Origin of the sequence: Aquella oligotrophica, from assembly GCF_002892535.1 — a bacterium.
GTDB lineage: Bacteria > Pseudomonadota > Gammaproteobacteria > Burkholderiales > UBA11063 > Aquella > Aquella oligotrophica.
Map to the genome: position 1 here is coordinate 1,525,144 of NZ_CP024847.1, position 12,748 is coordinate 1,537,891.

A 12,748-nucleotide genomic window follows, 5' to 3' on the forward strand; every position below is an offset into this window, starting at 1 on the left:
AATATTATGAGTAGTATTTTCATATGGTTTCCTGATTAATATGGAATAGTAATACCGCTACAGCAATCTCTGCGCTGATAGATGTGATAAGTAAAGTCTTCGCCCATTGTTGGAAAGGTATGTCCTGGCGCCCAGCCTGCGGTTGTTCTGCCAAACGGTGAACAGCATTTACCTCCAGAGAATGGATCATCAAAGGTTATTGGATAAACCATGCTATACTTATATTCTGTCTTATTCATAATCGGTTGCGGTACAATCGGTGCAAACATCGCAGTTGGACCAGCTGTTGAATACTCCAATAACTGGCGGTGAAGTTTGGACATAACTCGCTGCATGGTTAATATGCTGTCATCAATTGGGTTTGATCCAGGTAAATTACCATCTAGCGGATACATTACGCCCTGACAACCAGCGCTCCAGTATGCCAGTCCGCTACTGATATTCCATGCACCAGGAAGATTGGATACACAATCCATTGCTGCTGTCACCAGTGTCCCCGGATTGGCATAAAGTACTGCATCAGGATTAAGCCAGAATGTCATGCTGTCATTATTCCAGAGTGGATCCAGTTCAGTCAGATAACCTATTTCAAAGTCACCTAATGATGAACAGGCAGTATCAATCGGCACTTCGAGCAATGCCAGAATCGGGTTGATATAGGTATGGGCATGATAGTAGTTATTTACCTTGACATTGCTATTAGCAGTTGCTTCACCCTGGCGGTTATATAATGAAGCAACCCCCATGCTAAAATCTACTCCACCCAGCCCAACCATGCAATAAGGGGTTCTGGTTACGTCAACTATCTTGTTAGGTTCGTAATAATCCATGCCGATACCAATTTTATAGCCAAAGATGGTATTACCGGCACATACTGGAGGTGCAACAAATGATCCACCAGGCTGTTCTCCACGGCTGGATAACGGCAGATCAATCCCGGCAATGTAGAATGGAAACATGCAGCCCCAGCAGATGTCAGTAAATGGATTAACGAATTTACCGACACAGTTGGCTGATGCTGTAGTACTGATTACTATAGTGCATAAGGTAGTCAGGAGCTTATTTCTCATAAATCTTGCCTGCTTTATCCTTTTCAGCTTTGGCTTTTCTGCGTTTAGCCAGCTGGAGATTAACCACTACTAGCAGTATGACGATGAACCCAAACCCTATGCTCACAAGTAATCTCAGATGTTCGCGGTACTCATCATCTTCTTTGAGTAGCTGTTTTTTTAGTTGATCAAACTCATTGGCTTTTTTAGCTAACTCTTTTTCTCTGGATTCAACCTGGGCTTTGATCAATGTGCTATTACTCAGCTGGTATTGCTTGATCTGATCCTTTAGGCTCATGTTTTCAGAGATTAGTTGGTCTCGCGCGACCTTACATTCAACCTCTTTGGCCATAAAGTCACCGGAGCAGCTGGTTAATAATAACGACAGGATTATTGGAGCTATTGTTTTTTTCATAGTTTTACTTCCTCAATTCTAAGTTTACGGGGTTGAATATTGTCCTGGTAGATAATCGTTGGTACATGTTTGATGCCAAACTGACTAACCAGCTTGCCGTTCTGGTCGTAGTAGAATACATGCTTCTTCTGTGCCAGGAGCTCTCTGAATTTAGTTGCAGCAGTCAAGACTATGCTGGTTCTGAATGGTGAACGTTTACTCTCCATGAGCGCATAGCTAACCTGTTCCGGATCTCGTCCGTCAATAAAGATCAACTCGTTATTAAATGGCATGTAATCTGAGGGGTTTACCACTTCTCCTTTATGGGCCAGAATGGTGTGATCAAATGGATTTATAATATCTTGATTGATTTTGATACTGGGGTCATAGTAGCGTACCGAGCTTTCAATGGTCTTACTAGCCAAAATTACTGGCGGATAATCAATCTTTTGTTCCGTTTGCTTGATAATCTTCTGCTGCATTTTCTTCCAGCTACCATTGGCAACTGCCCTGCTGGCTTGTGATTTAATATGATCAATCAGATTTGGTTCTTCAATTGGATAGGTTTTACCTATCTGTCCAAGATTTTCTGCATAAACATTGATGGTTGATAGATTTATACTGACACAGATACTCAGTAAAAGTAGAGATAACCTATTCATCAATAGCTCCCAGTTCCTTACCTTTTAATTCTGGATATATTTGCTTATGTGATGTTGTCAGGTGAAAGAGATAAACCCTGATAGCAAAAAGCATATATTTAATATACCACCAGAATAATTTCAGTAAAAGAATAACTACTGCTTCGAACACATATTTGAATAAAGGATGAATTATATATTTGGTAATTGCATGGCTAATATGCTTAACAAGCGCTCCTACACCAGGAATAATCAGTGACAATAAATATAAACCTAGGAATATCAGCACATAGATTATTGCCTGACGATAATTAAAATCCGGTAAAAATGATGGGATAAGATCATGCATGGTTAGTTACCTTTAATAGCAATTTTTCTAATTCATCAATATCCCATAAAGTCGGATGTTTTATCTTGCGGGTAAATTGTAAGTAGCTATACTCCGGTTTTAATTTCTCAAAAATGGCTTTCAAAGTCGGTGATTTTGTTTTAATCTTTAGATAATCAGTATAGGTACTTCTAACTTCATAGTATTTAAAGTATAGCTGTAAGTATTTATCTAGGATTGATACCAAATATTTACGATATTTATTTGGTACGTATAATAGCTGATAGCGACTGATTTTATTTTGATCAAGCATTTCCAGAAGTTCATTGGTATTCAACTCAACTACTGACTGAAATTTACTTATATTAATGGGTGAATTCAATAATTCAGACCGGTATTCAATCAGCCGCCTCAGATTAACTTGCCTTAACTCCTTGAATTTCAAAATTGCATTTTTGTTGACATAGCTCTGCAATGACTCATCCTTATACATAAGTACATCTTCCATTTCTTCAGTTAGACTAATATGATGACTATCTTCATGAGGTTTCATTCTTATGGCCAGTTTTTTTATATTCAGATAAAATACCTGGCGATTAAACTTTTTATTCTCAATTACCTGTTTAAAGATATTGCCAGCAAGTATTTCTGCCATTAATTCGCTTCTTAAATCATCATATTCCAAGTCAAATTTGCGGGCAATGCTACGGATGAGCAGATTACAGAATTTACTGGCATAGGTATAATCTGCAATAATTGCATACGAATCAGGGTATTGATTGATATTTTCAATAATTGACATTAGTCCAGCCTTAAACTCTTTATACATACTCATATCTTTAGTTGATCCAGCTTAATGCCAATGTCCCGTTTAGTGTTGCCAGTGGCTGGTTGCTGAATTGCCTTATTATCAGTTTGCTTACTGTCAAAATTTGCGACTCTTTGCTGCTCAGGATCCCTGCTAACTTTTTTTGTTTTTGATTTTGGAGTCGGAATTATTATCTGTTCTCTAGCAATTATTGGTTCCAGTTCCAGATAAGCGTCAACATTAGTCTGCTCAACCTTATGAGCAACCATTGATACCCTTGAATCATCATCATGGGCGTCATAGTCGGAAATTTTTAATTGAGGTGAGTGAGCTACAAAATTAACGCCCTGTTGATTATAGGCTTTAATTAGCAGTTCAATATAGGGGATAATTTGCCTTGAATCAAACTCATTATCTTTACTATTCTGATTAATTCGCTTGGAATCATTAACGTAGTTGCTGACAATGAATAGTAGTTCGCGTATTGTAGATATTTGCCAGGCTGCATCAGTATTAGCGAGAATATTACGGCTTTTAGCAGCTATTCTAGAATAGTTGTTTTCCTCAGTTACTTCGACTCGACCTAGATTATGCGTAAACCCAATCAGGATAATCAAATCCGGATTTAGGTTATTATTAAGTAATAGCATTGTTTCAGTTATTTTGCAATTATTAGCATAAATACCAATACCCGTATTGAATGTAAGATCACGATGAGCTTTAAGAATACCTGCAGCTTGCATAAATAGCTGCAGATATGCGTCTTCATTGTTTTTACTATCTAACCATTCACGCAAGAATGTTGGTAAATCAGTTTCAGGATCTACATCTTCTTTAGTATAGCTCCTGCCAGTAAATAACTCACCTTTATCAACACTAAACCTTTTGTTTGATTTGCCAGTATAAAGACTATCCGTAACTTTCTTACGTGTAAAAGTTATCAATGCCAGAATAGCAAAGAAGCCTACCCCGCTACCGCCAATTATTAATACTACAGTTTCCAGTATTCCATAAATAAAACTGTCTAGTGACTTTTTATCAAGTATGGCAATAATCGCCGTTAGCAGGTAAATTGACACAAAAATAGCCAGTGTGGTACTTATTAAAGGTTTTTTACTAATCATAAAAGTTCCAGTACCTGCTCCAGTTAAAATTCTGGGGGTTCTTTGGTGTTCGCCCAGTTATATACATCCGTTCTCCATTTATGGCAATAATTCCTTCGAGAGATAAACACTCAATGACTTTTACCGTATCTATTTTTTTAAACTCTTCCGGAAAAGAATCAGTTCCCGGATTACTCCAGATCTGTTGGACTACCTTAACTGAATCCTGGATATGCAATGTAGCTACCTCATCCACTAGTACTGGTGGTAATACCCCAGTAAATTTATCTGTAAAGACTAATTGCTGGCGGTAAAACTCATACTGAAGGCGAATCCTAATCAAATCCGGGTGAACATCCAGTAAGTCACAGCAATCAGTATAGTCAAATTCACCAGGTCTACTACTTCTTGCAAATAACCAGTTTAGTGACTCCATGTGAAGTTTACCTCGACTCAGGATATTCAAGACATGTTTACGAATAATTGCAATCACTTGATCCTCAATCTCTTCGTAACTGCAATCTTTCGTGTGACTAACTGACAGATTCCTGGTAGCGGCTAACAAAATCATCTATCCAGTCAGGTTTACCAAAGAAGTACTTATGCAGATTTGTTGGGTCAAGCACATTTATCCGGTCTGAATGAATATAAGTCGCCAGAATCTGCTCACCATTATCCTCAATCAACTTGGTTCTAAGTTCCGAGTCAAAATATAGTGGATACATATAACCACGATTAGCAAGTTTCTTGATATGCTGGTAGATAACCTTACAGCGATTACCGTAGATTCTTACTGGTAATGTTTTATTTTGGTCAATCCGTAGTTCAAGAAGTAAACAATCAGGCTTGATTTCTCCTTTGGAGTTTTTGTCATGGCGCAAAGATTCAAGGAATCCACCGATATATAATTTGTTTAAGGCTGAACCAGCAGGCATTTCCAGACCAAATACATCATAGGGATTAAACTGATCCTTATTGTTATTATTCTGTTTGGAGTATTCATCAAGTTTGGGTAATTCGAGCATTGATGGATGCTCTATCATTAATGGGCGAAGTATTATTGAATTATGTTCGCGAATCATTTCCGAATGCAATCTGGTATAGATTTTGATACCGCTACCCTCAGTAAAATCCTGCGACAGCCATTCGCTATCACCAAGTTCGACTTTAAATAGATGTGCTGTATACTCCGACTGGCGAATATAGAAAGTTTTTCTGTCATCACTTAACCGGAAGATAAACCCTGAAAACCAGCCACAATTCTTAATCCCGTTATAGAACTGATGTACCTTATTCCTGGCTTCTTTTTTACTTAACATGGGATACCTTTCATTAATAAAGCTCCACCATGTAATTCTACCGAAATAAAAAAGCAAAAACATACACAGATCTGTTGATTTTTACATGCCAGCCGTAGGCTTCCTCATTATTGATAAGAAACTTATAGTTAGGGGTGCTTAGAGCCAGGAAGTAAACGGTGAATTAACGGCAATAACTGGTTAGTAACTTGTGGGCAGGTAGGCTTGCCGTTAGCTGTCCACAGGTTACTAATGGGTTATTCCGTGGTGCAGCGCAAATTCACGGTTTACGCTCCTTGAGGAATTAGCAGATACCAGGATAATATTTTAAAAATTTTGACATTTAATTAAATTCAAAGGCATATTGTTTATTATGTAACATTTAACCAGAGGTAGTATTTCACCTCTGGTGAATACTTCCTCATTTTTATGAGGTAAAACATTATGGATAAGGATTATTTAATATCAGTTAAACAGGCAATCTTGCATCCTCTTAGCGTTATTGGTGGCTGTGAAATCTACCAATATTTAGGTAAAGATGGTGCTCCTTGTGCTTTTCTCTCTAGAGGAAAGTCAAAGAAAGTCTCCTGGCATCTTAAATTTTCCAGTCTTGAAGCTTTGAATGATAAAGTATCCAAACAGATAAATTCCTATCTGGATATTCAGGAGTCAAAGACTAAATATAAACAAGAGAAAACACAACGTTCAAAAGTTGCTGCGACCCTTGTAAATATTGGTGATATTTTCTACTATAGCTGGGGATATGATTGTACTATTACCAGTTTTTGGCAAGTAATTGCAAAATCTGGTATGACAGTCAAACTTCAGCAGATAGATTATCGGATTGACCATATTGAGTCTGGCAGAAATGAATATCTTTTGCCTTTAAAAGATCAATTCGTTAATGATGAAGTAATTACCAAAAGAATACGTAGTTATTGCCAGAATCATAGCCCAGCAATTTCTATGGATCATGGACTTATGGTCTTACATGGTGGGAAACCAGTATATCAAACTAATGTATACTGGCGATAATCACTAATATCAACAAATTTTAAAGCACCTCTCTGGTGCTTTTTTACTATTTATTACCGGTTACCGGCGAAATTTGGATAATTGGTTCGCGAGGATACATTTGCCCTCTAAAGATACTTTCTCATATGGATAAAAATTGAGACCATCATCAAGCACTATTTGATCATTTATCAGGTCAATTTTCTTAACCTGTTTTAGCGATAAGTTTCCCTGCTCTAAAATCTGAATCCTTTCATCATCACTAACCAGTTCTGCTAATGGAATTGAGCTTAAATGATATTTACTGAAAATATTAAACATAAAACCGTCTACCTCATTAACTAACTTACGATACGCATTTGAAAAGTTCATGATCATTGATCTCCATAATTAAAGAACCCTTTTGGTTCTGAATCATAATTAAAAAAGTTATCAGTTGATTGATTCGATTGTTGATTAGCTGATTGATGATCAGAAAATAAATTAACAATTGCTTGTGCGGTGCTATATGTCATATAGGAATTTAGTGAGTTCATCTCTACAGGAATTTGGTTATATGACTGGTTAATTGCATTTCTTACTTCATTGGCCATATAAAATGAGTTGCCATAATAACTTATTGATACACGTGTAATATTAAGATTCTTTATGTTTTCAACTATAAGTTGAGCTTGATTACTAGCATTTAAGTTATTTATAGTATACTGAGCAACAAGTTGCTCATCAGCATAAGCCAAGCCCATAGTTAAAACAAGAGTTGCCAGAAATAATTTCCTTAAAGCTAATTGCACTTTAATTTCCTTTCGATGCATATTTCAGGAACATGGCATTAATATCATTAACATTATTGCTCTGATCAGTAATGCGCATATATCCGAAATCATTTAAAACATGAATTACCTCTTTATTTCCGGCATTATTTGCCCCATCCTCCATTATTTCAATAATCATTCGTTGAGGAATTTTTATATTAAGCTGCTCCAGCACAACAATAAATGGCAGGAGTGTTTTTGGATGACTTTCTTCCTGAGATAAATTTGACCAATAAGGCTCATCCTGCATTTCCCCCTTTTCTATTACCATAAAATACCCCTGAAGTGGACGATCCCACCCCATTAATACGTGAGTTTTCTGACTCTGGTGTGTAGTATAAAAATGATGTTGTGACATAATTACTCCCTTATGTAAATTAATTATTTGGCCAAAAAAATAACTATCATGTAGTTCACATGCTAGTAGTTTGGTTTTATTAATGTGGCTTCATTCCAGAGCTTATTCCACTCATTGTCATAGTTCGCTGCTATTTGAGGTACATTCCAAAGTAATAGAACGTTTTCAGCATTTTTACTAGCTGCAGCAGCACTATAGTTAAATGAGCCAGTCTCGAGTGAAACGCCATCAATCACCATGAATTTATGATGAAATATTGGGTAATTACCATTTAAGCGCACTGGTACATTATGGTTAGCTAGGTAATTAACGGCACTATATTTACCTGAATTACTTTTCTTATCCGCAATAACTTTTACATCCACGCCTCGGATGCTTGCCATATATAACGCAGTAGCTATTGGTTTTGAGGTAAAACTGTAAGCAGCAACATGAATTGATTTTTTGCGGATTCTATTCCGGTTAAAACAACTGCTAGGCTATTGCCATTGGGACTAAATCCAGTCTCAAAGCTTACCCCTGAATTAATAGTGATTGCTGCATTAGCGGTAATTCCCCAAATTAAGCAAACAGTGATTATTAATTTTTTCATTAATACATTTCCCTTAATCTAATAGCTGATTAATAATAGTTCTTAGTTCCTCAACATAAGCGTCTGTCTCCATACTCAGGTGAACTGCGCCATCGCTGCTAGTAAAATCAAGAATATCAGTAGCAGGAATGGATACAACTTTCGGATTCTTAAAGCTTATTTTATCTACTTTATATGCCTGAAATCCTGCTTCCCTATAATTAAAAGCTACACTAATATTTTCCTGAATCATCCAGCTAAAAACATACATCATCTACTCCTGAAATACATTCATTGGTCTAATGTAGGGCATAAAGCCCTACAGATTAATTAAAGTTATTATTAATTACCATGGATTAGTTACTTGAGTAGGCATAGCATTGTTTATGTAGTTACCTATCCCTAGTTCTCCGTTTTCATTATATCCCCAACAGTAAATTTCTTTCGATGTGGTTAATGCACATGTAAAATTAGGTCCAGCAGAAATTGCTGCTACATTAGTATCAGTTAATCCAGTTGTAGTTAATACCGCAACTGGGATATTACTATTTACACCAGTGTTGCCATTACCTAGTTGTCCATAAGCGTTAGTTCCCCAGCAATAGGCTTTGCCGAATGTGGTTACTCCACATGTAGCATACTGTCCAGCAGAGATCATTGCTACATTAGTGTCGGTTAATCCAGTTGTAGTTGATACTGCCACTGGAACATTACTAGCTGTGTTAGTAGCATTACCTAGTTGTCCATTATTATTAATTCCCCAGCAATAAGCTTTACCAAATTTTGTTACTACACAGGAAGTATTAGTACCAGCTGAGATTGTTGCTACATTAGTATTGGTCAATCCAGTTGTAGTTGATACTGCCACTGGAACATTACTACTTGTACCTGTATTGGCATTACCAAGTTGTCCATTATTATTGTATCCCCAACAATAAGCCTTACCTAATGTGGTTACCCCACATGCATAATGTGTACCTGTAGAGATAATTGCGACATTAGTATCGGTTAATCCGGTTGTTGTTGATACTGCTACAGGTACATTACTATTTGTGGCATCACCATTACCAAGTTGACCAAAATGATTTCTACCCCAGCAGTAGGCTTTGCCTGTTTTTGTGACTGCACATGTAGAACTATTTCCAGGAGAGATAGTTGCGACATTAGTATCGGTTAATCCAGTTGTAGTTGATACTGCTACAGGTACATTACTATTTGTACCTGTATTGGCATTACCTAGTTGTCCAAAATTATTGGATCCCCAACAATAAGCTTTGCCTGATTTTGTAATCGCACATGTAGTCCCACCGCTACCAACAGTAATACTTGCTACATTAGTGTCAGTTAATCCGGTTGTGGTTGATACTGCCACTGGAACATTACTATTTGTACCTGTATTGGCATTACCTAGTTGTCCATAAGCGTTACCTCCCCAGCAATAAGCTTTGCCGGATGTGGTTACTCCGCATGAATAGAATAGTGATGAACTAATTGAAGCAAAACCAGTTACTACTAGTGGTTGATGATTAATGATAATAAAGCTAGGATTCTGGAAAGCATAGCCACCACCTGCTGAATAGGTAAATGTAAGTGGGATATCTACTGCTTCATTAAAGTAAGTTGGCATAGTGTAGGTAGCAGCAGCACTACCGGATGTCAGCATATTGCATGCCAGAGAGTTATCTGAACTGTTAAGTGTACAGTTCGATAATCCTGTAGGAGCGGCAGTCAGCCACTTTTTTACGCCGGAAACATTTGCAGTTAAAGTAGAATACCCTCCAGCATTAGTAGCAGTAATAGTTAGTTCAGTTGAAGTAAAATTACTGTTATTATTACTTACTGCATAGGTTAAAGTTGCTTCAAGCAGATTCAGATATAATACATCACCCGGATTTTGGCTGTAAAAACCTAGTGATGTTGTCCAGGTAGCTGGTGGATATGCGATTGCACCACCAAAATTACTGGAGGCAGTATATTGAGACATCAAACCATAATCAATAGTAACAACCAGATCACAATAACCATTAACTGGAATAGTTGTTACATTCTGACCAATTGGACAGCTTGAACTCGGATCAATAATCAAACCCAATGGTAGAGATCCTGCATTAATGTTGAAATTAGTCATTGCCTGATCTGGGGAATTATTGTGATAACGTAATGTTATCTTTGCATTAGGATTAGAGCCAGTGGATGAGTATGGGTCAGCCTGAGTACCACTCCCGGTTACATCCGTTGCGCTGATGATTGATGTACTGATACTGGAGTTGTTGCCTAGCACGTTATAAGTAATAGTACTGTTAGATGTATGTGTTTCTCCAGTACTAGCAGAATAATTAATTTGCAGAGTGGTATTACCAGTTTCACTAGTGGTTACCGTGGGTGGAATAGCACCCAAAGTAACTACTATCTGACAGCTTGCTCCAGCAGCTAAGGTGCTGCCACAAGTTGACTGAGCCTGATCAATAGTTGGCTGAATTGATGTTCCGGAAGTATTTACTAAATTAACTCCGGAAATATCAGCGGTATCATTACCGTAATTGGTTATGGTAAAAACCAGATTCTCTACAGTACCATTAGCAAGACCATTTAATGAACCGCCGTCAGAATCAATTACCAGATTAGGTTGATTAGTTACCGTATAGTTTACTGGTAATGAACCAAAGCTATAGGATGTACCATTGAATGTTCCGGCAGCTTTAATAAATAGAATTCCGCTACCTGGTGTTACGCCAGTTAAATGACCAGTTATGGCACACTGTGATTGAGGTGCAATAGTTGTAGTACAGGTAGTACTATCTTGTGTCCAGGTAGCCAGATTACCTGATGTAGCTGAATAAACTACGCTACTAAGTGGAGCTTTACCAGTATTGGATACGGTAAATGTTATTGGCTGTGAATTTAGACCAGCGCCAACTGAAATACTACCAGGTGCTGGTTCCAGATAAATAGCTGGGTATGGCTGGTCGTTTGTCCATACTACATTTTGAGAGCCCACAGATACACCATTAAGCGTATAGGTTAAGGTAGCATTACCAGACACATATGCATCAACCGATAAAGTAAAGCTACAGCTATTAGCAGCATTAGCCTGTATTACGCCATTACAGCTACCCTGATTAACAATCAATGCAGCATTATTGGAGCTGATCACTAAGCCCTGGGTATCTTTATTACCATTGTTAACTACAGCCACACTGACAGCACTGGATGTCGGGGCTGTTAAGGTTGGTACTACACCAAAGATGAGGTTCTCCTGCGATACAGCTGGAGTTAATGTAACTGTTAATGGGTTACCGCTTCCACCACTACCATCACGTAATGAACTTTGCGATGAAGAATCATTCCAAACAGATTCATTCTTCAATGTAGAAGATTTAGCATTTTTAGCAGTGAAGATACTGCTATCATATAAAGGTGTTAGAATTGCTGTAGTTGTCCGATTAGATTGCATGGAAACAGCAAATTCGACTGGTATTACCTGACCAGCAGCAACCTGCTGACCATTAACAAAACCATTACTAATCTTAACGCTGCTATTACTGTTAATGGTTACATTATTATAAACCTGTCCAGCCTGACCACTGCCCATTAAATAACCAATTACGTGTCTGGTAGTATTCTGTGGACTGGTGACAGTTAATGAACCAGTAAAATTAACTCCGGATTTAGCCGATAAGTCGGTATAAGCATAGTTAATAACCTGATATGCGCTCTTTGTATGATCTTTACCATATTTTATATACATCACCGCATTATTACGATTACCTACGGTTAAAGCGGGAGTCTGGAACTTAACCTGGCAATACCCATGTGCAGGAATTAAGCCACAGGTTTCAGTATTGAGAATTTTAAACCCGTTATTGTCTTCCAAACTGTTATTGGTAATATTCCCCAGTTCAATGACTGGGCTACTAATTGCATCATCACTGTAGTTGTGGATATAGGCAATTCCCGTAGTTGCAAATCCATTAACCACAGGTACTGTTGTCATCTGGTCAATTTCAACTAGGTTACTGCTAACTACAGGATTATCGTTATTCCCATTATTGCTACTGCCACCACTGCCGGAGCCAGAACAGCTGGCTAATAATATGGAAATAGCTAAAATACCATATTTATATTTCATTGTTATTCCTTAAATTGTTTAATTAATGTTTATATATTTTAATAGAATTCACTTTTGTAACGTATCTGTTACGCTGTACTCCTGTAAAATGAGGATTTGTACTGTGTTATTATTATGATTATCCTGATTAAATTGTTTTGGTATTTTCTGCCTTTTAATTGTGTTTGTACTTTATTAAACTATAAAAATACATCTTGTAATCATTTTAAACCTGACTAGGGTTCCCGCCCTTTGACGTCAGGT

At 37.4% G+C, this 12,748-nt stretch carries 16 protein-coding genes; 1 reads left to right on the plus strand and 15 read right to left on the minus strand.

The window, feature by feature from the left end; translation table 11 throughout:
- Positions 1–35 precede the first annotated feature (35 nt).
- The 8 genes from CUN60_RS06965 to CUN60_RS07000 are packed head-to-tail and all read right to left on the minus strand — an operon-like array spanning position 36 to position 5,642.
- The gene (locus CUN60_RS06965) at positions 36–1,070 is read right to left on the minus strand and encodes a TraU family protein (protein ID WP_102951345.1); all 1,035 of its coding nucleotides are present in this window, start codon (positions 1,068–1,070) and stop codon (positions 36–38) included.
- Complete coding sequence (locus CUN60_RS06970) at positions 1,060–1,464, minus strand: hypothetical protein (RefSeq protein ID WP_102951346.1); 405 nt, start codon at positions 1,462–1,464, stop codon at positions 1,060–1,062. Before CUN60_RS06970 ends, CUN60_RS06965 begins: the two co-directional genes overlap by 11 nt.
- Complete coding sequence (locus CUN60_RS06975) at positions 1,461–2,105, minus strand: hypothetical protein (RefSeq protein ID WP_102951347.1); 645 nt, start codon at positions 2,103–2,105, stop codon at positions 1,461–1,463. Before CUN60_RS06975 ends, CUN60_RS06970 begins: the two co-directional genes overlap by 4 nt.
- A complete protein-coding gene (locus tag CUN60_RS06980; RefSeq protein WP_102951348.1) occupies positions 2,098–2,433 on the minus strand; it encodes a hypothetical protein in 336 nt (111 codons plus the stop codon). The genes CUN60_RS06975 and CUN60_RS06980 overlap by 8 nt, the downstream gene beginning before the upstream one ends.
- Complete coding sequence (locus CUN60_RS06985) at positions 2,426–3,241, minus strand: hypothetical protein (RefSeq protein ID WP_158649327.1); 816 nt, start codon at positions 3,239–3,241, stop codon at positions 2,426–2,428. Before CUN60_RS06985 ends, CUN60_RS06980 begins: the two co-directional genes overlap by 8 nt.
- 2 nt (positions 3,242–3,243) lie before the next feature.
- Positions 3,244–4,344, minus strand: a complete 1,101-nt coding sequence (locus tag CUN60_RS06990; RefSeq protein WP_102951350.1) for a hypothetical protein — start codon at positions 4,342–4,344, stop codon at positions 3,244–3,246.
- Positions 4,337–4,888: a hypothetical protein gene (locus CUN60_RS06995; protein ID WP_158649328.1), complete on the minus strand. Its 552-nt coding sequence runs from the start codon at positions 4,886–4,888 to the stop codon at positions 4,337–4,339. Before CUN60_RS06995 ends, CUN60_RS06990 begins: the two co-directional genes overlap by 8 nt.
- Positions 4,857–5,642 carry a hypothetical protein gene (locus CUN60_RS07000; protein ID WP_102951352.1) on the minus strand — a complete coding sequence of 262 codons (786 nt, stop codon included), beginning with the start codon at positions 5,640–5,642 and terminating at the stop codon, positions 4,857–4,859. The genes CUN60_RS06995 and CUN60_RS07000 overlap by 32 nt, the downstream gene beginning before the upstream one ends.
- Positions 5,643–6,065: 423 nt before the next feature.
- Between CUN60_RS07000 and CUN60_RS07005 the strand changes: the two genes are divergently transcribed.
- Positions 6,066–6,656, plus strand: coding sequence for a hypothetical protein (locus tag CUN60_RS07005; RefSeq protein ID WP_102951353.1), 591 nt, complete (start codon positions 6,066–6,068; stop codon positions 6,654–6,656).
- Positions 6,657–6,716: 60 nt separating this feature from the next.
- On the opposite strand, the gene CUN60_RS07010 is transcribed toward CUN60_RS07005, so the two are convergent.
- From CUN60_RS07010 to CUN60_RS07035, 7 genes are all read right to left on the minus strand, one after another.
- Positions 6,717–7,007 carry an immunoglobulin domain-containing protein gene (locus CUN60_RS07010; protein WP_158649329.1) on the minus strand — a complete coding sequence of 97 codons (291 nt, stop codon included), beginning with the start codon at positions 7,005–7,007 and terminating at the stop codon, positions 6,717–6,719.
- Between the two features lie 2 nt (positions 7,008–7,009).
- Positions 7,010–7,426, minus strand: coding sequence for a hypothetical protein (locus CUN60_RS07015; RefSeq protein ID WP_102951355.1), 417 nt, complete (start codon positions 7,424–7,426; stop codon positions 7,010–7,012).
- Position 7,427: 1 nt separating this feature from the next.
- Positions 7,428–7,805 (minus strand): hypothetical protein, encoded by a 378-nt coding sequence (locus CUN60_RS07020; RefSeq protein ID WP_102951356.1) that lies wholly within the window; start codon positions 7,803–7,805, stop codon positions 7,428–7,430.
- 62 nt (positions 7,806–7,867) lie between these two features.
- Positions 7,868–8,257, minus strand: a complete 390-nt coding sequence (locus CUN60_RS07025) for a phospholipase D family nuclease (RefSeq protein ID WP_222593323.1) — start codon at positions 8,255–8,257, stop codon at positions 7,868–7,870.
- Complete coding sequence (locus CUN60_RS13075) at positions 8,203–8,397, minus strand: hypothetical protein (RefSeq protein ID WP_222593232.1); 195 nt, start codon at positions 8,395–8,397, stop codon at positions 8,203–8,205. The genes CUN60_RS07025 and CUN60_RS13075 overlap by 55 nt, the downstream gene beginning before the upstream one ends.
- A gap of 13 nt (positions 8,398–8,410) precedes the next feature.
- A complete protein-coding gene (locus CUN60_RS07030; protein ID WP_158649330.1) occupies positions 8,411–8,650 on the minus strand; it encodes a hypothetical protein in 240 nt (79 codons plus the stop codon).
- 72 nt (positions 8,651–8,722) lie between these two features.
- On the minus strand, positions 8,723–12,505 hold the full coding sequence (locus tag CUN60_RS07035) for an RCC1 domain-containing protein (RefSeq protein WP_102951358.1): 3,783 nt from the start codon (positions 12,503–12,505) through the stop codon (positions 8,723–8,725).
- Between the last annotated feature and the right edge of the window lie 243 nt (positions 12,506–12,748).

Bases quoted from the DNA above. Each gene is read 5' to 3' on its own strand.
- CUN60_RS06965 (WP_102951345.1), bottom strand. From the start codon at position 1,070: ATGAGAAATAAGCTCCTGACTACCTTATGCACTATAGTAATCAGTACT.
- CUN60_RS06970 (WP_102951346.1), bottom strand. From the start codon at position 1,464: ATGAAAAAAACAATAGCTCCAATAATCCTGTCGTTATTATTAACCAGC.
- CUN60_RS06975 (WP_102951347.1), bottom strand. From the start codon at position 2,105: ATGAATAGGTTATCTCTACTTTTACTGAGTATCTGTGTCAGTATAAAT.
- CUN60_RS06980 (WP_102951348.1), bottom strand. From the start codon at position 2,433: ATGCATGATCTTATCCCATCATTTTTACCGGATTTTAATTATCGTCAG.
- CUN60_RS06985 (WP_158649327.1), bottom strand. From the start codon at position 3,241: ATGTATAAAGAGTTTAAGGCTGGACTAATGTCAATTATTGAAAATATC.
- CUN60_RS06990 (WP_102951350.1), bottom strand. From the start codon at position 4,344: ATGATTAGTAAAAAACCTTTAATAAGTACCACACTGGCTATTTTTGTG.
- CUN60_RS07000 (WP_102951352.1), bottom strand. From the start codon at position 5,642: ATGTTAAGTAAAAAAGAAGCCAGGAATAAGGTACATCAGTTCTATAAC.
- CUN60_RS07005 (WP_102951353.1), top strand. From the start codon at position 6,066: ATGGATAAGGATTATTTAATATCAGTTAAACAGGCAATCTTGCATCCT.
- CUN60_RS07010 (WP_158649329.1), bottom strand. From the start codon at position 7,007: ATGAACTTTTCAAATGCGTATCGTAAGTTAGTTAATGAGGTAGACGGT.
- CUN60_RS07020 (WP_102951356.1), bottom strand. From the start codon at position 7,805: ATGTCACAACATCATTTTTATACTACACACCAGAGTCAGAAAACTCAC.
- CUN60_RS13075 (WP_222593232.1), bottom strand. From the start codon at position 8,397: ATGAAAAAATTAATAATCACTGTTTGCTTAATTTGGGGAATTACCGCT.
- CUN60_RS07030 (WP_158649330.1), bottom strand. From the start codon at position 8,650: ATGATGTATGTTTTTAGCTGGATGATTCAGGAAAATATTAGTGTAGCT.
- CUN60_RS07035 (WP_102951358.1), bottom strand. From the start codon at position 12,505: ATGAAATATAAATATGGTATTTTAGCTATTTCCATATTATTAGCCAGC.